This window comes from Kitasatospora aureofaciens (assembly GCF_019192735.1).
GTDB lineage: Bacteria > Actinomycetota > Actinomycetes > Streptomycetales > Streptomycetaceae > Kitasatospora > Kitasatospora aureofaciens_A.
The window spans coordinates 73,334-92,291 of sequence record NZ_JAHTKP010000003.1 but is presented as its reverse complement, the minus strand read 5'-3'; the positions used below and the strand labels follow the sequence as shown (position 1 = coordinate 92,291).

Below are 18,958 nucleotides of genomic sequence, written 5' to 3'. Positions count from 1 at the left end.
CGTGTCCTGCGAGGCGGCCTGCCAGGGCGCCCTCGCACCGGGGTCGGGATGTACGGCGGCCGACCCGGGCGCGGGGTGGTGCCCCGGCCCGGGTCGGCCCTTTCACTGCTTCAGCCGTTCGGCCGTCACTTCTCCTGCGCTCACTTTTCCTGGGCAAGTGCCTTGTTGAGGAGGACGACGTTGACGCCCTCCTGGCCGAGGAAGCCGAGCGAGCGGCCTTCGGTGTACTTGTCGACCAGCTTGGCGACGGTGTCCACCGGCAGGTTGCGCTCCTTGGCGACCCGGTTGATCTGCTCCTTGGCGTAGGCGACCGAGATGTGCGGGTCGAGGCCGGAGCCGGAGGCGGTCAGCGCGTCCGCCGGGACGCTCGCCGGGTCGACCCCGTCGAGCTGGGCGGCGGCGGCGCGACGGTCGTTGACGAGCTTCAGCAGGTCGTCGCTGTTCGGGCCGAGGTTGGAGGCACCCGAGGAGGATCCGTCGTAGCCGGTCCCGGCGGCGGACGGCCGGGGCTGGAACCACTTCGGGTCCGGCACCGGGTCCTCCTTCGGGTCGGCCCCCGTAGTTGAATCGGAAGGGGCCTTCTTCGGCAGGTTGTAGTTCTGGCCGAGCAGGCTGGAACCGATCGCCTTGCCGTCGGACTTCACGATCGAGCCGTTGGCCTTGTCGCTGAAGGCGACCTGGCTGACGCCGGTGACCAGCAGCGGGTAGGCGATCCCGAGGATCACCGTGAGGACGAGCAGCATCCGCAGCGCGGTGAAGTGGGTGCGGACGGTCGTCGGCAGGGGCTTGGACATGATGCTTTTCTCCTTTCCCTGCGTCAGCTGAGGCCGGGGATGAACTGGACGACGAGGTCGATCAGCTTGATCCCGACGAACGGCACGATCAGGCCGCCGATGCCGTAGATCCCGATGTTGCGGGTCAGCAGGCTGCTGGCGTCGGCCGGGCGGTAGCGGACCCCGCGCAGGGCGAGCGGGATCAGGCCGACGATGACCAGGGCGTTGAAGATGATCGCCGAGGTGATCGCGGACTGCGGGCTGTGCAGGCCCATGATGTTGAGGTGCTTCAGGCCCGGGTAGACCCCGGCGAACATCGCGGGGATGATCGCGAAGTACTTGGCCACGTCGTTGGAGATCGAGAAGGTGGTCAGCGCGCCGCGGGTGATGAGCAGCTGCTTGCCGATCTCGACGATCTCGATCAGCTTGGTCGGGTTGGAGTCCAGGTCGACCATGTTGCCGGCCTCCTTGGCCGCCATGGTCCCGGTGTTCATCGCGACGCCGACGTCGGCCTGGGCGAGCGCGGGGGCGTCGTTGGTGCCGTCGCCGGTCATCGCGACCAGCTTGCCGCCCTCCTGCTCCTTCTTGATCAGGGCCATCTTGTCCTCGGGCGTGGCCTCGGCGAGGAAGTCGTCCACGCCGGCCTCCTCCGCGATCGCCTTGGCGGTCAGCGGGTTGTCGCCCGTGATCATGATGGTCTTGATGCCCATCCGGCGGAGCTCGTCGAAGCGCTCCCGCATGCCCTCCTTGACGACGTCCTTGAGGTGGATGACCCCGAGGACGCGGGCGGGCTCGGCGCCGACCTTGGCCGCCACGACCAGCGGGGTGCCGCCGGCCGCGGAGATGCCGTCGACCAGGGCGGCGACCTCGCCGCCGACCGAACCGCCGTTCTCGCTCACCCAGTTGGAGACGGCACCGGCCGCGCCCTTGCGGACCTGGTGGACTCCCTCGGCCTCGTCCAGGTCCACACCCGACATGCGGGTCTGGGCGGTGAACGGGACCCACGTGGCATGCGTCAGCTCGCCCTGGGCGCGGGCCCGCAGGCCGTACTCGGTCTTGGCGAGGACCACGATCGAGCGGCCCTCGGGGGTCTCGTCGGCGAGCGAGGACAGCTGCGCGGCGCTGGCCAGTTCGTCGGTGCTCACGCCCGGGGCGGGCAGGAACTCGGCGGCCTGACGGTTGCCCAGGGTGATGGTGCCGGTCTTGTCGAGCAGCAGGGTGTTGACGTCGCCGGCGGCCTCGACGGCGCGGCCGGACATCGCCAGCACGTTGCGCTGCACCAGCCGGTCCATGCCGGCGATGCCGATCGCGGAGAGCAGCGCGCCGATGGTGGTCGGGATGAGCGCCACGATCAGGGCGACCAGGACGATCATCGACTGCGGGGCGCCCGCGAAGGTGGCCATCGGCTGGAGCGTGACGACCGCGACCAGAAAGACGATGGTCAGCGAGGCGAGCAGGATGTTGAGCGCGATCTCGTTCGGCGTCTTCTGCCGGGCGGCGCCCTCGACCAGGGCGATCATCCGGTCGATGAACGACTTGCCGGGCTCCGAGGCGATCTTCACCACGATCCGGTCGGACAGCACCTTGGTGCCGCCGGTGACGGCGCTGCGGTCACCGCCGGACTCGCGGATGACCGGCGCGGACTCGCCGGTGATCGCCGACTCGTCGACGCTCGCGACGCCCTCGACGACGTCGCCGTCACCGGGGATGACCTGGCCGGCCTCGACCACGACGTGGTCGCCCAGCTTGAGGGCGGTGCCCGGGACCTCCTCCTCGTCCTGCGTGGCCGGCCAGTTGGTGAGGCGGCGGGCGACGCTCTCGGTCTTGGTCTTGCGCAGGGTGTCGGCCTGGGCCTTGCCGCGGCCCTCGGCCACGGCCTCGGCCAGGTTGGCGAAGATCGTGGTCAGCCAGAGCCAGACGGTGATCGACCACGCGAACACGGACGGGTTGGCCATCGCGGAGACGGTGGTGACCACCGAGCCGACCTCGACCACGAACATGACCGGGTTCTTGACCATGACCCGGGGGTCGAGCTTCTTCACCGCGTCCGGCAGCGAGGTGAGCAGCAGCTTCGGGTCGAGCAGACCGCTGGAGACTCTGTGCGGGGCGGCGGACTCAGCCTTGTCGGCCGGTACGGGGGTGAGCGTAGGGGTGGACATCAGGAGAGACCTTCCGCGATCGGCCCGAGAGCCAGGGCCGGGAAGTAGGTGAGGCCGACGACGATCAGGATGACGCCCGACAGCAGGCCCACGAACAGCGGCTTGTGGGTGGGCAGGGTGCCCGGGGTGGCGGGGACCGGCTGCTGCTGGGCGAGCGAGCCGGCCAGCGCCATGACGAAGACGATCGGCAGGAAGCGGCCGAAGACCATCGCCAGGCCGAGCGCGGTGTCGTACCAGTCGGTGTTGACGGTGATACCGCCGAAGGCCGAGCCGTTGTTGTTGGCGGCGGAGGTGAACGCGTAGAGCACCTCGGAGAAGCCGTGGGCGCCCGAGTTGAGCATCCCGGCCCGCTCGCCCGGCAGGGCCATCGCCACACCGGTGCCGACCAGCACGATGGTCGGGGTGGTGAGGATGTACAGCGAGGCGAACTTCATCTCGCGGCCACCGAGCTTCTTGCCCAGGTACTCGGGGGTGCGGCCGACCATCAGGCCGGCGACGAACACCGCGACGATGGCCAGCACGAGCATGCCGTAGAGGCCGGAGCCGGTGCCGCCGGGCGCGATCTCGCCGAGCATCATGTTGAAGATCGTCAGCCCGCCGCCGAACGGCGTGAACGAATCGTGGAAGGAGTTCACCGCACCGGTCGAGGTCAGCGTGGTCGAGGCGGCGAACAGGCCGGAGGCGGCGATACCGAACCGCTGCTCCTTGCCCTCCATCGCGGCGCCCGCGGCCTGCAGGGCGGTGCCGTGGTGCTGCGACTCGGCGAAGGTGAGCAGGGCGGCCGAGGCGATCCAGAACAGGCCCATCACGGCGACGATCGCGTAGCCCTGGCGGTTGTCGCCGACCATGCGGCCGAAGGTGCGCGGCAGGGCGAAGGCGATCACCAGCAGCAGGAAGATCTCGATCAGGTTCGAGAAGCCGGTCGGGTTCTCGAACGGGTGCGCCGAGTTGGCGTTGTAGAAGCCACCGCCGTTGGTGCCGAGGAGCTTGATGACCTCCTGGGAGGCCACCGGGCCGCCGGGGATCTTCTGGACCTCGTTGGTCAGCGAGGTGACCTCGGTGAAGCCGTGGAAGTTCTGGACCACACCGGTGGCGGCCAGGACCAGGGCAAAGATGATCGACAGCGGCAGCAGCAGCCGCAGCGAGATCCGGGTGAGGTCCACCCAGAAGTTGCCGACCCGGTCCGTCCGGTTCCGGGTGAAGCCCCGGATCAGCGCGGCGACGACGGCGATGCCGACGGCCGCGGAGACGAAGTTCTGGACCGCGAGGCCCATCATCTGCACCAGGTGGCCCATCGCGGACTCACCGCTGTAGGACTGCCAGTTGGTGTTGGTGACGAACGAGATCGCGGTGTTCCAGGCCTGGTGGCCCTCCATCTGCGGAACGCCGAGGTTCAGCAGCAGGAAGGTCTGCAGCCGGATCAGGGCGTACAGGAAGAGGACGGAGACGGCCGAGAAGGCCAGCACCGAGCGGAGGTAGACCGGCCAGCGCTGGTCGGCGTCGCCGTCGACCCCGATCACCTTGTAGATGCCGCGCTCGACTCTGAGGTGCTTGGCCGAGGTGAGGAGCTTGGCGATGTAGTCGCCAAGGGGGCGGTAGCACAGGGCCAGCGCACCGACGAGGGCGATGGCCTGCAGCCAGCCTGCGAGAGTGGATCCCATGTCAGAACTTCTCCGGGAAGATCAGCGCCACGACGAGATAGCCGACGAGTGCGACGGCCACGATCAGACCTGCGAGGTTCTCGGCACTCACAGCTTCTCCACCCCCCGCGCGATCAGGGCGATGACGGCGAACACGGCGACCGTGACACCGACGTAGATGAGGTCGGACATGGGCTCCACCAGAGTGGTTCGGGAGACTGCCGCGACCGGCCGGGGGGCCGTTCGCGACACCGGCGGACGACCGGCTGAAGCAGCAAACCAGCCGTCATGGGCGCGTTATGGGTTCCTGACGCCCTCCATACGGGTGAACGGAGGACGTTGACGCGACCTTGACGGCCGCTTCACCGGGCCGAGACCGTCGTGATCGGACCGAGACCGAACGCACCCGGGTCCCGGCACGGCGCGCAGCCGTACCGGGACCCGTTTGTATGCGGACCAGACGTTTTCGGGTGCCGGCAGCTTCTCTCACGAGGCGCTTGAGCGCTGGGGCACGGTGAACACAGCGGCGAGCATAGGTCGATCGGACCGGACGGAATCCGTCGGCAAAGCGGCCCGGCACGTGCCTCCCGCTGGGGTTTCCCGCAGCTCAGGGCTGGTGCGGGGGCACGTGCCGGGCATATCGAGGGCGTTAAGGGCCCGCGTTAAGACCTCGTCAAGATATGAGGTTGTCATCAGACATTTGGTGGCGAACCGGGGCGAATGCTGCCCCTGATCACATCCTCATCCGGAGGCGGCAGACCACTGCGTCGGTGCTCCGGCGCAGGGCGCGGTCGATCACGGCGCCGCGCCGGTTCTGCAGGGCTCGCTGCCACCAGTGGGCCGGCTCCACCTCGGGGATCAGCACGGTCAGCCGGTCGTACGCGTGCTCCTCGCCGAGCTTGTTGACGAAGGCCGCGATCGGCCGGCCCAGCCGGCGGTGGTCCTCCGGGATCTCCACCAGCGGCACGCCCGGCTGCCACAGCTCCCAGTCCCGGCGCAGCGCCTCCGCCTCGGCCTGCTCGTGCACCACGGTCACCGCCATGACCTCGTCGCCGAGCGACAGCGCCGCCGACAGGCCGTCCCGGGTGAGCCGGGTGATCGCGGTGACCGGGACGACGACCAGGCTGCGCCGGCGGGTCACCGCGCCGGGCACCCGGCCCAGCTCCAGGCGCTCGCCGATCCGCTCGTAGCTGCGGTGGATCGCCTCGAAGAGCACCACCATCAGCGGCAGCGCCACGACGATGCCCCAGGCGCCCTCGGTGAACTTGGTGCCGGTCACGACGAGGGTCGCGACGCCGGTGAGCAGGGCGCCGAAACCGTTCAGCGCGGCCTTCCGCCGCCAGCCGTCCGGCCGGCGCAGGTACCAGTGCCGGACCATGCCGACCTGGCAGATGGTGAAGCCGACGAACACGCCGATCGAGAACAGCGGCACCAGGCTGTTGACGTCGCCGCCGGAGCCGACCAGCAGCGCCGCCGAGACCACCGCCAGGAACAGCACGCCGTGCCGGTGCACCTGCCGGTCGGCGCGCAGGGCGAACACGTGCGGGAGGTGGTTGTCCCGGGCGAGCAGGTGGAGCAGGACCGGCAGGCCGCCGAAGGAGGTGTTGGCGGCCAGGCCGAGCAGGACCACGGTGGAGAACTGGACGACGTAGAACGCGGCGCCGTGGCCGAGCGAGGCGTCGGCCAGCTGGGCGAGCACGGTGACGCCCTCGACCGGCTGGAGGTGGAAGCGGCCGATCAGCACGGCCAGTCCGATCAGCATCACGCCGAGCAGCACGCCCAGTGCGACCTCGGTGTTCTGCGCCCGCTTCACGCGCGGAGTCCGGAAGGACGGGACGGCGTTCGCCACCGCCTCCACACCGGTCAGCGCCGAGCATCCGGCGGCGAAGGCCTTGAGCAGCAGCAGCGCGCCGACTGCCGTCGCGTTCTCGGCCAGCACGGAGGCGTGGCCCGCGGCGGCCTCGGTGCTCGCGGGGGCGTCCCGGAACAGGCCGACCACGATGATGGCCAGGATGGAGAGGACGAAGACGGCGGTCGGCGCCATGAACCAGCGGGCCGACTCGGCTATCCCGCGCATGTTCACGGCCGTCACCAGGGCCAGCACGCCCAAGCAGAGCCAGACCCGGTCGTCGTACAGGCCCGGCACGGCCGAGGTCAGGGCGGCCACCCCGGCGGTCACCGAGACCGCCACGTTCAGGATGTAGTCGATCACCAGCGAGGCGGCCGCCGTCAGCGCCGTCCGACGGCCCAGGTGCTCCTTGGCCACCGCGTAGGAGCCGCCGCCGTCCGGGAAGGCCGCGATCACCTGCCGGTAGGAGGCCACCAGCACGGCCAGCAGGATCGCGATCGCCACCGTGACGGGCAGCGTGAAGCCCAGGCCGTACGCTCCGGCCGCGGCGAGCACCAGGACGATCGACTCCGGCCCGTACGCCACCGAGGCCATGGCGTCCAGCGAGAGGGCGGCGAGGCCGCCGAGCGCCGTGAGGCGGTGCCGTTCGTCGCCCGCGCCGGTATCCGGGGGCTCGGGCTCGGCCGTGACGGCCGCGGTGGAGATGGCGCTGGACATCGACGGGACCTCCGCAGTCGGTTGTTGCTCCGATCCTGCGGGCCCGGGCCCGGGCGCTTCGCCGGCCTCTACGCGTTCCTGACGCCGCCACGAGTGGCCTTGACGCGTTGTTGACGCGGCGCACGGGAGCATGGCGGGGGCGCGACAGGCGCACGGAGGGGGCTTGGCCGAAGGCACGGCCGGAGGTTCGTCCGGGGGCTGGCCAGGGGCTTGGCCGGGGGTTTGGCCGGGGGTGGGCGAGCCGCTGTCCCGGCGGGCGCCGGTTGGGAAGACGATCAGCTCGGTCGAAGGACTCCCACCCCCGGAACTCCCACTCTGCTGCCTTCAACTCCCAATTGCAAGGAATGCGCAATAAGTGTGCCCGCGATGGGCGGCGCAAACGAAAACAGCCCCTGATCCGCGTTTCCGCAGATCAGGGGCTGTTTTCCATCCGGTGGCTGGTGCAGGGTTCGAACCTGCGTAGCTTGCGCGACAGATTTACAGTCTGCTCCCTTTGGCCGCTCGGGCAACCAGCCAGGATTTTGTCCCCCGGGGCTCTGCCCCGTTCGACTTCGTAAACGATACCCGATGCCGGGGGGTGCTTCGCCACTCGATTGGTCACGTGATGATCAAGGGCCGCGCCGCCGTCGTCGGGGGCCGTGGCGGGGCGCCGCTGGATAGGCTGGGGCGGCGGGCGCCCTGTGGGGCGGGCCGTGCCAGTGAAGCCAGAGCATCAAGGAGACCAACACCCATGGCCGACTCCAGTTTCGACATCGTCTCGAAGGTCGAGTGGCAGGAGGTCGACAACGCGATCAACCAGACCTCCCGTGAGATCGCCACCCGCTTCGACTTCAAGAACGTCGGCGCCGAGATCAGCCGCTCCGGCGAGAAGATCGAGATGAAGGCCAGCGGCGAGGAGCGCGTGAAGGCCATCCTGGACGTGCTGCAGAGCAAGTTCGTCAAGCGCGGACTGTCGCTGAAGGCTCTGGACGCCGGCGACCCGCAGCTGTCCGGCAAGGAGTACAAGATCTTCGCGAACGTGAAGGAGGGCATCACCACGGACGATGCCAAGAAGGTCGCGAAGATCATCCGCGACGAGGGCCCCAAGGGCGTCAAGGCCCAGGTCCAGGGCGACGAGCTGCGCGTCACCTCCAAGAGCCGCGACGACCTCCAGGCCGTCCAGGCCCTCCTCAAGGGCAAGGACCTGGACTTCGCGATCCAGTTCGTGAACTACCGCTGACCCCCGGCCCCCTCGGCGGGGACGTGACAAGGCCCCGGTCCCTGGTTCTTGAGTTCTAGGGATCGGGGCCTTTCGGGTCGGCGGGTGGGTCAGCCGACGGTGGGGTGGGGGCGAAGGGCGGGGTGGGCGGCGGTGGTGTCGACCAGGGCCTGGGCCTTCGCCTTGACGGAGGCGAGTTGCTCCTCCAGGGCGGGGGCGGTGGTGCCCGGGAGCTTCGACGGGGCGGGGGCCGTCGCCGGGGGCGCGGGTACCGGGAGCGTGGGCAGTTGGCCGATCAGGCCTTGCAGGGTGCTCTCCAGGGTGGCGACGAGCTGTTGGACGGCGCCGAGGTCGGGGACCGCGGAGGTCACGCTCGACAGCAGGCCGGTGATCAGCTTGATGATGTCGCCGAGAGCCCCGAGCGCGGCGCCCGGGTCCGGAACCGCCGGGGCGGCCGGGAGGGCAGGGATCGCCGGGGCCGGCACGGCGGCCGGGGCCGCGACCGGGACGAAGGCAGCGGAGACGGGGGACGTACGAGGGGCCGCGGCGCCGTTGCCCGCGGAGCTCGCGGACGCCGTGGCGACCGGGGACAGCGCGAGGGCTGTGGTCAGCGCGGCGGCCATCCAGGTGGCACGCATGGGTACTGCTTCCTCTCGGTGTGAGTCAGGCGAGATCGCCTGACTCACACCGTGGGGCCGCCCTCCGGGCGCAGCCACCGCAGGTACGCCGAACGGTGGCGCGTCGGCCGGTGCTCTGCGTCGGCCCGGCGCCCTACATCGGCCCGCCCCTCGCATGGCTCAACCCGCCGCCGCCCAGGCGTCGGTGCTGCGGTGGGCGTGCAGGCCGACCGTCTCGAACTCGTCCGGGCAGCCCGCCTCCGTCCGGACACCGATCCGGCGCAGGGCGCGGGAGATCGGGCTGCCCTCGGGCGGGAAGGGCTCGAACGCGCTGGTGAGCGGGCCGAGATCGAGCCGGCCGTCGGACCAGACGGCCGCGCACTGGGCGCCGGTACCGCCGAAGAATTCGGCCTCGACGCAGGCGATCGGGCCGGCCTTGGACCAGGCGGCGAGCCTGAGTTCGAAGCCCGCCGGGTGCCAGGCGAAGGCGGCCTCGCCGTCGGACTTCCGTTCGGCACCGTCGAGTCGGAGGGCGGACAGGAACGCGGGGGTGGCCGGGATCAGGGCCAGCCCCTGGGCGAGCGGCACCACGCGGGCGGCCGGCACCTCGGCCGCCGCCACCGTCAGCAGCTCCACCGTGCCTATCAGCGCCTGGAGTTCATACGACATGCCGGACATCGTGTCCCACCGCACCGACAACCGGCCCGGAATTTATGATTCCGTGCCCGGCGATCCTGCGGCCGACGATCCCGTGCCCGGCGAGTCCGCGCCCGGCCGGAGTCCGTACAGCAGGGCGAACACCGTCACGTCCATCGCGTCGTCCGCCTCGCTGGGCGCCTCGGCGCCCGCCTCGTCGAAGATCTCGGCGAGTTGGGTCCGCAGCCGGAGCAGCCGCTCGGGCGTGAGCCGCAGCGTGAAGTGCCCGAAAAGGCCGGGCGGGCCCACCGAGCCGTCCTGCGGGGAGCTGAAGTCCAGCCGCCCGTCGAGGGAGCTGCGAAGCCGCGAATACGACCAGGGGGCGGACATGACAGGGCAAGCACAGAGCACGACGGCCGAGGCGGAGCAGGGACCGGACAGCCCGCCGCCACCCTGGGCATGCGGGTCGGCGACACCGCCTACCCGCTGCTGGTCCTCGCGCTCACCGGCTCCTCCACCGCCGCCGGCGCGTTCGGTGCCCTGCAGATGACCGCGACGCTGCTGCTGGGCGTCCACGGCGGCGCCGTCGCCGACCGCCTCGACCGCCGCAAGGTGCTGATCGCCGCCGACGCCGCCCGGCTGCTCGCCTCCGCGAGCGTCCCGGCGGCCATGGCGCTGCACCGGCTGACCCTGGCCCACCTCCTGGTGGTCGCCGTCGTGGTCGGCGCCACCATCGCGTACAGCGGTCCGCTCCGGATGCTGGCCCTGCGCTCGGTGGTCGCGCCCGAGCAGCTGCCGCAGGCACTCGCCCAGGACGAGGCCCGGATGAGCGGGGCCGCGCTGGCCGGCCCGCCGCTGGCCGGGTTCCTGTTCGGGCTCGGCCGGTCGGTGCCGTTCCTGGGCGCCGCGCTCGCCTCGCTGCTCGCGCTGACAGCCGCCGTCGCGGTGCGCTTCCCGGGCCGGCCCGAGCGGGCCGCCGAGCAGCAGCCGGGCGGCGCCCTGGCCGGCTTCCGTCTGATCGCCGCCTCCCCGCTGCTGCGGCCCGCCCTCGGTGTCCTGCTGATGATCAACCTCGCGGGGGCCGCACTGGTGCTGCCGGTGATGGTGCTGCTCAAGGACCACGGCACCACCAGCGGCGGGATCGGTCTCGCCCTGGCCGGCGAGGCCCTCGGGGCACTGGCCGGGACGCTCCTGGTCTCCCGGCTGCACCGGCTGGCCGGGCCCGGCGTGCTGCTGCTGGTGACGGCCTGGGCCGCCGTACCGGTGACGCTGGCGCCGCTGCTCCCCGGTGGGGCGGCCACCGTCTTCGCGGCCCTGTTCGTGGCCGGGGTCGGCATCCCGGCTCTGCGGGTGATGCTCGACCTGCTGGTCTTCCAGCAGGTGCCGGACGAGCTCCGCGGCCGGGTGATCGCCGCGACCATGACGCTGCTCACCGCCGGCATGCCCGCCGGGACGCTCGGCAGCGGGCTGCTGCTGGACCACCTCTCCCCCGCCGCCGTACTGACCGCGATCGCCGCCCTGCTCGCCGCCGCCCTGCTGCCCTCGACCGTGGGCCGGACGCTGCGCCGCGCCGCCTGGCCGACTGCTCAAACCTCCGCCGACCGGCTCTAACGGACGATCACCCGTGCGGGTGCACGCCGCATGCGACAAGCCCGGCAACCGGGTGAACTGACCGGGTACGGCCCGCCCCCGGGGCGCTTCCTCCCGGGCGGCCACCCGCGCCCGCGACACCCGTCGTGCCCTGAGCCTCGGCGTGCCCGGAGCCCCGCGCGGCCGACCGGGGCCGTACCGGAGGAGGACAGATGAGTTCCACCGACGCGCCCCCACCCCAGCCCGACGGTCCCCAGGCGGGCCCCGCCACCCGGGAGCGCGGCGGAGCGGTGGCCGCCCGGATCGCCGCCGCCCCACGAATGTCCTCGCCGACCCTCGCCCTGATGACCACCAGCTCGGTGGCCGGCCTCCGCTCCGCATGAGCGAGCTCATCGTCGAGCGGTGCGCATGAGGCTCGCCGACATCCAGGACCGGATCGACGACCTCGACCTCCGCGACACCGTCCGCAAGTGACGCCTGCCCGCAAGTGACACCGTCCGTAAACAGCCCAAGGGGAGCGCGCATGACCGACGAACTCGCCCGCCGCATAACCGAACTGATGCCCCGCGCCAAGGCCGACCTCGCCGAGCTGGTCGCCATCCCGTCCGTCGCCGACCCCCGCCAGTACCCGCCCGAGCGCTGCCGGGAGGCCGCCGAGTGGGTCGCCGCCGCCTTCACCGAGGCCGGCCTGCGCGACGTCCACCTGGAGGAGACCCCGGACGGCAGCCACGCCGTGATCGGCCACCGCCCGCCCCCGCCCGGCGCCCCGACCGTGCTGCTCTACAGCCACTACGACATCCAGCCCCCGCTCGACGACGCCGCCTGGACCTCCAAGCCCTTCGAGCTCACCGAGCGCGACGGCCGCTGGTACGGGCGCGGCGCCGCCGACTGCAAGGGCAACATCGTCATGCACCTCACCGCGCTGCGGGCGCTTGGCGACGACATCCCGGTCGGCCTCAAGCTCGTCGTCGAAGGCTCCGAGGAGCAGGGCACCGGCGGCCTGGAGGCGTACGTGCCCCCGCACGCCGGGGAGTTGCATGCGGCCGCGCTGCTGATCTGCGACACCGGAAACGCCGCCGTCGGCGTACCAACCGCCACGACCTCGCTGCGCGGCGTCACCACCGTGGTCGTCACCGTCAGGGCGCTGCACGGCAACATGCACTCCGGCATGTTCGGCGGCCCCGCCCCGGACGCGCTCGCCGCGCTGATCCGGATGCTCGACTCGCTGCGCGACGCCGACGGCGGCACCCGGATCGACGGCCTGGACTGTGCCGGCACCTGGAGCGGCGTCGGCTACGACGAGACACGGTTCCGCGCCGACGCCGGCGTGCTGGACGGCGTCCGGCTGACCGGTTCCGGGACAGTCGCCGACCGGCTCTGGGCCCGCCCCGCCGTCACCGTCCTCGGCATCGACTGCCCGCCCGTGGTCGGCTCGGCCGCCGCCGTCCCGGCCACCGCCCGGGCCCGGGTGAGCCTGCGGGTGCCGCCCGGCACCGAGGCGCGGACCGCCCAGGACGCGCTGATCGCGCACCTGGAGGCCGCCGCGCCCTGGGGCGTCGTGGTGGACGTCGAACGGGAGAGCGCCGGCTCGCCGTTCCGCGCGAACACCGGCGGGCCCGCGTACGCCGCGCTCGACAAGGCGATGCAGGAGGTCTACGGCACCCCGATGTCCTTCCTCGGCCAGGGCGGCTCGATCCCGCTCTGCAACGTCCTCGCCACCACCTACCCCGACGCGGAGATCATCCTGATGGGCGTCGAGGAGCCGCGCTGCCTGATCCACGCGCCGAACGAGAGCGTCGACCCGGGCGAGATCGAGCACATGGCCCACGTCGAGGCCCTGTTCCTGCGGCACTTCGCCAACGCCGGACGGACGTGATGGAGTTTCAGGGATGGAGTTTCAGGCAGGCCGAGGTTCCAGGCAGTGCCGAAGTTCCAGGCAGTGATGGAGCTTCAGGCAGTGATGGAACTTCGGGCAGCAGCCCGTCCGGACCCCGAGGAGGAAGACCCGTGCCCCGACCCTTCACCACCGAGGACTACCGCGCCCGGATAGCCCGCGCCGCCGCCGACGCGGCCGCCGCCGGGCTGGCCGGCCTGGTCGTCGCCCCCGGCCCCGACCTGGTCTACCTGTGCGGCTACCAGCCCACCGCGATCACCGAGCGGCTCACCGCCCTCGTCCTCGGCGCCGGCCGCGAACCCGCGCTGATCGTCCCCAAGCTGGAGCGCCCGGACGCCGAGAGGGCGGCCGGCGCCCCGGCCGTCCGGCTGCTCGACTGGACCGACGGCGAGGACCCGTACGCCACCGCCGTCCCGCTGCTCGACCCGGCCGGGCGGTACGGCATCTCCGACAACACCTGGGCGATGCACCTGCTCGGCCTCCAGGGCGCGCTGCCCGGCACCGGCTTCACCTCGCTCACCGCGAGCCTGCCGATGCTGCGCGCGGTCAAGGACACCGACGAGCTGGAGCGCCTCGCCGCGGCCGGCGGCGCCGCGGACGCCGCCTACCGGGGCATCCTGGAGGTCTCCTTCGCCGGGCGCCGGGAGACCGACGTCGCCGCCGACCTCGGCGCCCTGCTCATCCAGTACGGGCACAGCCAGGTCGACTTCACCGTGGTCGGCTCCGGCCCGAACGGCGCCAACCCGCACCACGAGGCCGGCGACCGGGTGATCCGGCCGGGCGACACCGTGGTGCTCGACTTCGGCGGCCTCAAGGACGGCTACGGCTCGGACACCACCCGGACCGTGCACGTCGGCGCGGACGTCCCGGACGAGGTGCGGAAGGTGCACGACGTCGTCCGGACCGCCCAGCAGACCGCCTTCGAGGCCGTCCGCCCCGGGGTCACCTGCCAGGAGATCGACCGGATCGCCCGCCGGGTGATCACCGAGGCCGGCTACGACGAGTACTTCATCCACCGCACCGGCCACGGCATCGGCATCACCACGCACGAGCCGCCGTACCTGGTCGAGGGCGAGGAACAGCCGCTGGTGCCCGGCATGTGCTTCTCGATCGAGCCCGGGATCTACCTGCCCGGCCGGTTCGGGGTGCGGATCGAGGACATCGTCACCGTCACGGCGAACGGCGGCCGGCGGTTCAACAACACCCCGCACGACCTGGGCATCGTGTCCTGAAACCCCCAGCCCCGCCCGCTCGGGGACGTCCTCGGATAGGACTTTCTTAAGATCCGGTCATCGTTCGTCAAGGGTCCTCCCAGCTTGCGCTGCTAGTTTCAGCGGGCATGACCAACCTGCTGCGCCCGGCCCCGCCACCACGCCTCGTGCGGGCCGGGCGGCCGCGCCCGGCCGGCCCGACCAGGCTGCGGCTGCTGGCGTGGCCGCTCTACCTGGCGGCCTTCGCCTGGTACCTCAGCGCCAACGGACTGCCGTCCGCCAACGACGTCGTGTTCTGCTGGCTGATCGGCGCGCTGCTGACCGCCGCCGTGCACAGCGGGCACGGCCCCCGCGGCTTCCTGCTGGTCCTGCGCGACTGGGTGCCGGTGATGGCCGCGGTCTGGACGTACTCGCTGCTGCGCGGCTACGGCGCGCACACCCCGTGGGCGCCGTACTGGCAGCCGCAGCTGAGCGCCGACCGGGTGCTCGGCTTCGGCGAGACCTGGACCGTCCGGATCCAGCACGCGCTGTACACGCCCGGTTCGCCGCACTGGTACGACTACGCGGCGGTCACCGTCTACCTCTCGCACTTCTTCCTGGTCTTCGTGGTGCTCGCGGTGCTCTGGCGCCGCAACAACGCGCGGTACCGGCACCTGCTCACCTGCTACCTGGCGCTGACCTTCGCCGGCTTCGCGACCTACCTGCTCTACCCGGCCGACCCGCCCTGGCTCGTCGCCCAGGAGGGCCACCTGCCTGCGCTCACCCGGGTGGTGTCCTCGGTGCTCACCGAGAGCGGGCTGCCGCAGGCCCAGTCCGTCTTCGAGAACGGCAGCCAGTTCGCCAACGACGTCGCCGCGATGCCCTCGCTGCACTCCGCCTACCCGGCGATGCTGCTGTTCTTCTTCTGGCCGACCGCCCGGCCCTGGCTGCGGGCGCTGCTCGTTGCCTATCCGCTCGCCATGGCGTTCACGCTGGTCTACGGCGCCGAGCACTTCATCGTCGACATCCTGGCCGGCTGGACGTACGCGTCCGTCGTGGTGTTCGGCCTCCGGTGGCTGCGGGCCCGCCGGGCACAACGCGCGCACGGGCGGGCAGACTTGGCCGCGTGCCGATACAGCCCCGCCCACCGATGAAGCCCACCGCCGAACAGCTGCTGGCCGCCAAGGACACCACCATCCCGGACGTCACCGGGCCCGGGCTGCGGGTCCTCTTCTGCGGGATCAACCCCGGCCTCTGGTCCGGCGCCACCGGCCACCACTTCGCCCGCCCCGGCAACCGCTTCTGGCCCGCCCTGCACCGCTCCGGCTTCACCGATCGCCAGTACCGCCCGGACGAGCAGGGCGAACTGCCCGCCCTCGGCCTGGGCATCACCAACGTCGCCCCGCGCACCACCGCCAAGGCCGACGAACTGACCGCCGAGGAACTGCGCGAGGGCGGCGCCGCGCTCACCGAACGCGTGCTGCGGCTGCGGCCCCGGGTCCTGGCCGTCCTCGGCATCGGCGCCTACCGGACGGCCTTCGGGGCGCGCAGGGCCGTGATCGGACCGCAGCCGGAGGGCATCGGCGCGACGGAGGTGTGGGTGCTGCCGAACCCGAGCGGGCTCAACGCGCACTACACGCTGGACGCACTGGCGGCAGAGTTCCGCAAGCTCCGCGAGGCCGTCGAGGACTAGGCCTGGGCTAGGCCTTGGCTAGGCCATCGGGCAGCGGGGCCGCCCGCAGTTCGCGGATCAGCGCCCGGACGGCGGCCGTCCCGGCCAGTTCGGGCGTGGTCACGTACCCGACGAAGCGGCTGGGCGGGCGCGGTCCGAGGTCGGTGACGGCGAGGCCGGCCGGGGCGCCGAGCAGGGTGGTGCGGGGCATGATCGCCATGCCGAGGCCCTGCGAGACCAGCGAGACGGCCACCGAGTCGTCCTCCACGTCGATGGTCGCGGCCGGGATCCAGTCCTGCCGCTGCCACCAATCCCGGGTGTACGAGCCGCAGTTCTCGTCCCAGTCGACCAGCGGCAGCCCGCGCGGCGCCGGGTGACCCTGCGGGTGCGCGAGCGCGTACGTCTCCTCGAACAGGCGCACCGAGACCAGGCCCGGGACGGGTGGCGGGCCGCCCGCGTCCAGGGTGGCCAGCCCGAGGTCGGCCCGGCCGTCGGCGACCTCCCCGGCGGTGCCGCGGCCGAGCTCCCTGACGATCCGGACCCGCGGCGTCAGCCCGGGGTACCGGGCGGTGAGCCGGGCCAGCACGGGCGGCAGCACATGTGCGGCGACGCTGCGGAACGCGGCGATCCGCAGCGGCCCGGCCACCTCCTCGGCCGCCGCGCCCGCGCCGCGCACCTCGGGGCCCATCACCGCCAGCAGCCGCAGGATCCGACGGGCGTACGCCACCGCCCGCGCGCCCGCGTCCGTTGGGCGTGCGCCGTGACGCCCGCGGTCGAAGAGCACCGCGCCGAGCTTCCGCTCGCAGGCGCGCACGGCGTGCGAGACGGCGGACTGGGTCGTCCCCAGGCGTGCGGCGGCCGCGGTGAAGCTCTGCTCCTCCTCGACGGCGACCAGGATCCGCAGCTCGTGCGGGGCAAGATCGGTCATGCCGCCGAATCTACCGCCATCCATCGAAGCCGCTCATGGAAGCCGGCCTTCCATCGACGCGGCCCTCTGCCCGGCCGCTCCCACGCTTCGTACGGTGCTCACACTCGACCGTCCAGCGATCCCGGAGCCACCGATGTCCCGCCCCACCGTTCGCGCCGTCCACCAGGTCTCCCGCCCCAACGGCGCCCCGACCGCCGACGACTTCGCCTTCGTCGAGGAGACCGCCCCCGCGCTCGCCGACGGCCAGGCGCTGGTCGAGAACATCTACCAGTCCGTCGACCCGTACATGCGCGAGGAGATGGATGAGGGCGGCTGGGAGCTGCACGCCCCGCTGGAGGGACGCACCCTCGGCCGGGTCGTGGAGTCCCGCGCCGGCGCGCTGCCGACCGGCACGCTGGTCTTCCACCGCAAGGCCTGGCGCACCCACTCGGTGGTCACCGCCGAGGAGGCCACCCCGCTGCCCGACTTCCCGGGCGTCCCGCTCAGCGCCCACCTCGGCGTGCTCGGCGGCACCGGCCTGTCCGCCTGGGTCGGCCTGACCCGGATCGCCAGGCTCCAGCCCGGCGAGACGGTCTTCATCTCGGCGGCGGCCGGCGGCGTCGGCACCGCCGCCGGCCAGTTCGCTCGCCTCCTCGGCGCCGGACGGGTCGTCGGCAGCACCGGCTCCGCCGCCAAGGCCGCCCACCTCACCGACCGCCTCGGCTTCGACGCCGCCTTCGACTACCACGACGGCCCGATCGCCGACCGCCTGCGCGAGGCCGCCCCCGACGGCCTGCACGTCTACCTCGACAACGTCGGCGGCGACCACCTGGAGGCCGCCATCGCCACGCTGCGCGACCGCGGCCGGATCGCCTGGTGCGGCGCCGTCGCCCAGTACAACCTCCAGAGCCCGCCCGCCGCGCCCCGCAACCTCTACGACGTGGTCGGCAAGAGCCTCCGCCTGGAAGGCTTCCTGGTCCGCAACCACCTCGACGCCCGCCCCGAGCTGTACGACTTCCTCGTCCCCCACCTCCGCTCCGGCGCGGTGATCCCCGACGAGACGGTCGTCCAGGGCTTCGACCACGTGGTGGACGCCTTCCTCGCCATGCTGCGGGGCGCCAACACCGGCAAGATGATCGTCCAGCTCGCGGCGGGCGCTACAGCGGTGTGACGGCCTTCAGTACGACCAGCAGCGCCACGGCGGCGTTGAGCGCGCAGAGCGCCGACGCCGCCGTACCGACCGCGGCGACCAGCGCGGCCAGCCCCGCCGGGGTCTTCGCCGGCGGCCAGTTGCGCGAGGAGGGCACCGGGCCGAGCAGCGCGGCGACCCGGCGCGGGACCGGGCCAGGGGCCGGTGCCGGGGCGGCGAAGGCCGCGAAGCCGGGAGCCGGGACCGCCCGCGAGACCAGCGCCGCCCGGGCCACCGCCCGCGCGGTGATCCGCCGGTCCCCCACGGCCTGCGCCGACTCCTCGTCCGCCCACCGCTCGGCGCTGAAGGCCACCGCCTCCTGGAGCGGGCGCAGGAACGGGTTGACGTTCGCGGCGAGCTGGGTGGTCAGCAGGTACCGGTGGTGCCGGTGCACCAGGTGCGCCCGCTCGTGCGCGAGAAGCGCCTCGCGCTCGTCCTCGGCCAGGCCGTCCAGCATCCCGGTGGAGACCACCACCCGCCCGGGCGAGCCGGGCAACGCATAGGCGTACGGGCTGTGGTCGGGCAGGACGGCGAGGTCGCCGCCCGGGCCGGAGACCTTCGGCAGGCCGTTGAGCGCCCGCCGGGCCCGGGACCGGACCCGCACGTGCCGGACGGCGGTCCGCAGGCAGGCCACGAGGACCAGAGCGAGCAGCCACATCGCGGCCGTCCCGACCGTCTCGTGGTACGGCAACGCGGCCCGCACCTCCGGGTCGGACCAACTGTCCGGCAGCGGGTTGCCGGGGATCTGCGCGGTGCCGACCACGCCGATCAGCCCGAGGCAGAGCACGCTGCACACCGCCATCACCGCGCTGATCACGGTCATCAGCCGGGCCGCGCCGCGCGGGTGCAGGTGCTGCCCGGTGAGACGCGCGATGGGTACCGCGGTCAGCGGCAGGATCAGCGGGAGGAAGACGAAGAAGCCCACGG

At 72.4% G+C, this 18,958-nt stretch carries 18 protein-coding genes and 1 tRNA gene; 8 read left to right on the top strand and 11 right to left on the bottom strand.

Translation table 11 applies throughout. The features are described from left to right. Nucleotides 1–140: 140 nt before the first annotated feature. From kdpC to KV557_RS04410, 6 genes are all read right to left on the bottom strand, one after another. The gene (gene kdpC, locus KV557_RS04435) at nt 141–794 is read right to left on the bottom strand and encodes a K(+)-transporting ATPase subunit C (protein WP_218198299.1); all 654 of its coding nucleotides are present in this window, start codon (nt 792–794) and stop codon (nt 141–143) included. Between the two features lie 23 nt (nt 795–817). Continuing rightward, nucleotides 818–2,932, bottom strand: coding sequence for a potassium-transporting ATPase subunit KdpB (gene kdpB / locus KV557_RS04430; protein WP_218198298.1), 2,115 nt, complete (start codon nt 2,930–2,932; stop codon nt 818–820). Beyond that, entirely contained in the window at nt 2,932–4,593 is a 1,662-nt protein-coding gene (gene kdpA, locus KV557_RS04425) for a potassium-transporting ATPase subunit KdpA (protein WP_218198297.1), read from the bottom strand. The genes kdpB and kdpA overlap by 1 nt, the downstream gene beginning before the upstream one ends. A 1-nt stretch (nt 4,594) precedes the next feature. Then, entirely contained in the window at nt 4,595–4,684 is a 90-nt protein-coding gene (kdpF, locus tag KV557_RS04420; RefSeq protein ID WP_037830997.1) for a K(+)-transporting ATPase subunit F, read from the bottom strand. A gap of 621 nt (nt 4,685–5,305) precedes the next feature. Beyond that, on the bottom strand, nt 5,306–7,138 hold the full coding sequence (locus KV557_RS04415; protein ID WP_218198296.1) for an APC family permease: 1,833 nt from the start codon (nt 7,136–7,138) through the stop codon (nt 5,306–5,308). Between the two features lie 434 nt (nt 7,139–7,572). Continuing rightward, a tRNA-Tyr gene (locus tag KV557_RS04410) sits at nt 7,573–7,653 on the bottom strand. A gap of 215 nt (nt 7,654–7,868) precedes the next feature. Between KV557_RS04410 and KV557_RS04405 the strand changes: the two genes are divergently transcribed. Continuing rightward, entirely contained in the window at nt 7,869–8,357 is a 489-nt protein-coding gene (locus tag KV557_RS04405; RefSeq protein ID WP_218198295.1) for a YajQ family cyclic di-GMP-binding protein, read from the top strand. 89 nt (nt 8,358–8,446) lie between these two features. Here the strand turns inward: KV557_RS04405 and KV557_RS04400 are convergent, their stop codons facing one another. From KV557_RS04400 to KV557_RS04390, 3 genes are all read right to left on the bottom strand, one after another. Then, nucleotides 8,447–8,974, bottom strand: coding sequence for a hypothetical protein (locus tag KV557_RS04400; protein ID WP_218198294.1), 528 nt, complete (start codon nt 8,972–8,974; stop codon nt 8,447–8,449). A 159-nt stretch (nt 8,975–9,133) separates the two neighbouring features. Next, nucleotides 9,134–9,622 carry a hypothetical protein gene (locus KV557_RS04395; protein WP_218198293.1) on the bottom strand — a complete coding sequence of 163 codons (489 nt, stop codon included), beginning with the start codon at nt 9,620–9,622 and terminating at the stop codon, nt 9,134–9,136. A gap of 42 nt (nt 9,623–9,664) precedes the next feature. Next, nucleotides 9,665–9,979, bottom strand: coding sequence for a hypothetical protein (locus KV557_RS04390; protein WP_218198292.1), 315 nt, complete (start codon nt 9,977–9,979; stop codon nt 9,665–9,667). A gap of 69 nt (nt 9,980–10,048) precedes the next feature. On the opposite strand from KV557_RS04390, the gene KV557_RS04385 reads away from it, so the two are divergent. The 6 genes from KV557_RS04385 to mug all read left to right on the top strand — a co-directional run bounded on the left by KV557_RS04385 (nt 10,049) and on the right by mug (nt 15,956). Then, the gene (locus KV557_RS04385) at nt 10,049–11,200 is read left to right on the top strand and encodes an MFS transporter (protein WP_218198291.1); all 1,152 of its coding nucleotides are present in this window, start codon (nt 10,049–10,051) and stop codon (nt 11,198–11,200) included. A gap of 191 nt (nt 11,201–11,391) precedes the next feature. Next, nucleotides 11,392–11,562 (top strand): hypothetical protein, encoded by a 171-nt coding sequence (locus tag KV557_RS04380; RefSeq protein ID WP_218198290.1) that lies wholly within the window; start codon nt 11,392–11,394, stop codon nt 11,560–11,562. A 140-nt stretch (nt 11,563–11,702) separates the two neighbouring features. Beyond that, nucleotides 11,703–13,055: a dipeptidase gene (locus KV557_RS04375; RefSeq protein ID WP_218198289.1), complete on the top strand. Its 1,353-nt coding sequence runs from the start codon at nt 11,703–11,705 to the stop codon at nt 13,053–13,055. Between the two features lie 131 nt (nt 13,056–13,186). After that, nucleotides 13,187–14,305 carry an aminopeptidase P family protein gene (locus KV557_RS04370; protein ID WP_308129765.1) on the top strand — a complete coding sequence of 373 codons (1,119 nt, stop codon included), beginning with the start codon at nt 13,187–13,189 and terminating at the stop codon, nt 14,303–14,305. A gap of 107 nt (nt 14,306–14,412) precedes the next feature. Further along, nucleotides 14,413–15,417 carry a phosphatase PAP2 family protein gene (locus KV557_RS04365; protein ID WP_218198287.1) on the top strand — a complete coding sequence of 335 codons (1,005 nt, stop codon included), beginning with the start codon at nt 14,413–14,415 and terminating at the stop codon, nt 15,415–15,417. Beyond that, nucleotides 15,414–15,956, top strand: coding sequence for a G/U mismatch-specific DNA glycosylase (gene mug, locus KV557_RS04360; protein WP_218198596.1), 543 nt, complete (start codon nt 15,414–15,416; stop codon nt 15,954–15,956). The genes KV557_RS04365 and mug overlap by 4 nt, the downstream gene beginning before the upstream one ends. A gap of 7 nt (nt 15,957–15,963) precedes the next feature. On the opposite strand, the gene KV557_RS04355 is transcribed toward mug, so the two are convergent. Continuing rightward, nucleotides 15,964–16,863, bottom strand: coding sequence for a LysR family transcriptional regulator (locus tag KV557_RS04355; RefSeq protein WP_218198286.1), 900 nt, complete (start codon nt 16,861–16,863; stop codon nt 15,964–15,966). Between the two features lie 133 nt (nt 16,864–16,996). Between KV557_RS04355 and KV557_RS04350 the strand changes: the two genes are divergently transcribed. Next, entirely contained in the window at nt 16,997–18,013 is a 1,017-nt protein-coding gene (locus tag KV557_RS04350; protein ID WP_218198285.1) for an NADP-dependent oxidoreductase, read from the top strand. On the opposite strand, the gene KV557_RS04345 is transcribed toward KV557_RS04350, so the two are convergent. Next, on the bottom strand, nt 18,000–18,956 hold the full coding sequence (locus KV557_RS04345) for a M56 family metallopeptidase (RefSeq protein WP_218198284.1): 957 nt from the start codon (nt 18,954–18,956) through the stop codon (nt 18,000–18,002). The genes KV557_RS04350 and KV557_RS04345 overlap by 14 nt on opposite strands. Nucleotides 18,957–18,958 lie beyond the last annotated feature (2 nt).

What these genes read in the sequence shown, in the direction of transcription:
- kdpA (WP_218198297.1), bottom strand. Translation starts at nt 4,593, where the DNA reads ATGGGATCCACTCTCGCAGGCTGGCTGCAGGCCATCGCCCTCGTCGGT.
- KV557_RS04350 (WP_218198285.1), top strand. Translation starts at nt 16,997, where the DNA reads ATGTCCCGCCCCACCGTTCGCGCCGTCCACCAGGTCTCCCGCCCCAAC.
- KV557_RS04385 (WP_218198291.1), top strand. Translation starts at nt 10,049, where the DNA reads ATGCGGGTCGGCGACACCGCCTACCCGCTGCTGGTCCTCGCGCTCACC.
- KV557_RS04395 (WP_218198293.1), bottom strand. Translation starts at nt 9,622, where the DNA reads ATGTCGTATGAACTCCAGGCGCTGATAGGCACGGTGGAGCTGCTGACG.
- kdpC (WP_218198299.1), bottom strand. Translation starts at nt 794, where the DNA reads ATGTCCAAGCCCCTGCCGACGACCGTCCGCACCCACTTCACCGCGCTG.
- KV557_RS04380 (WP_218198290.1), top strand. Translation starts at nt 11,392, where the DNA reads ATGAGTTCCACCGACGCGCCCCCACCCCAGCCCGACGGTCCCCAGGCG.
- kdpB (WP_218198298.1), bottom strand. Translation starts at nt 2,932, where the DNA reads ATGTCCACCCCTACGCTCACCCCCGTACCGGCCGACAAGGCTGAGTCC.
- mug (WP_218198596.1), top strand. Translation starts at nt 15,414, where the DNA reads ATGAAGCCCACCGCCGAACAGCTGCTGGCCGCCAAGGACACCACCATC.
- KV557_RS04390 (WP_218198292.1), bottom strand. Translation starts at nt 9,979, where the DNA reads ATGTCCGCCCCCTGGTCGTATTCGCGGCTTCGCAGCTCCCTCGACGGG.
- KV557_RS04415 (WP_218198296.1), bottom strand. Translation starts at nt 7,138, where the DNA reads ATGTCCAGCGCCATCTCCACCGCGGCCGTCACGGCCGAGCCCGAGCCC.
- KV557_RS04355 (WP_218198286.1), bottom strand. Translation starts at nt 16,863, where the DNA reads ATGACCGATCTTGCCCCGCACGAGCTGCGGATCCTGGTCGCCGTCGAG.
- KV557_RS04375 (WP_218198289.1), top strand. Translation starts at nt 11,703, where the DNA reads ATGACCGACGAACTCGCCCGCCGCATAACCGAACTGATGCCCCGCGCC.
- KV557_RS04400 (WP_218198294.1), bottom strand. Translation starts at nt 8,974, where the DNA reads ATGCGTGCCACCTGGATGGCCGCCGCGCTGACCACAGCCCTCGCGCTG.
- KV557_RS04365 (WP_218198287.1), top strand. Translation starts at nt 14,413, where the DNA reads ATGACCAACCTGCTGCGCCCGGCCCCGCCACCACGCCTCGTGCGGGCC.
- KV557_RS04405 (WP_218198295.1), top strand. Translation starts at nt 7,869, where the DNA reads ATGGCCGACTCCAGTTTCGACATCGTCTCGAAGGTCGAGTGGCAGGAG.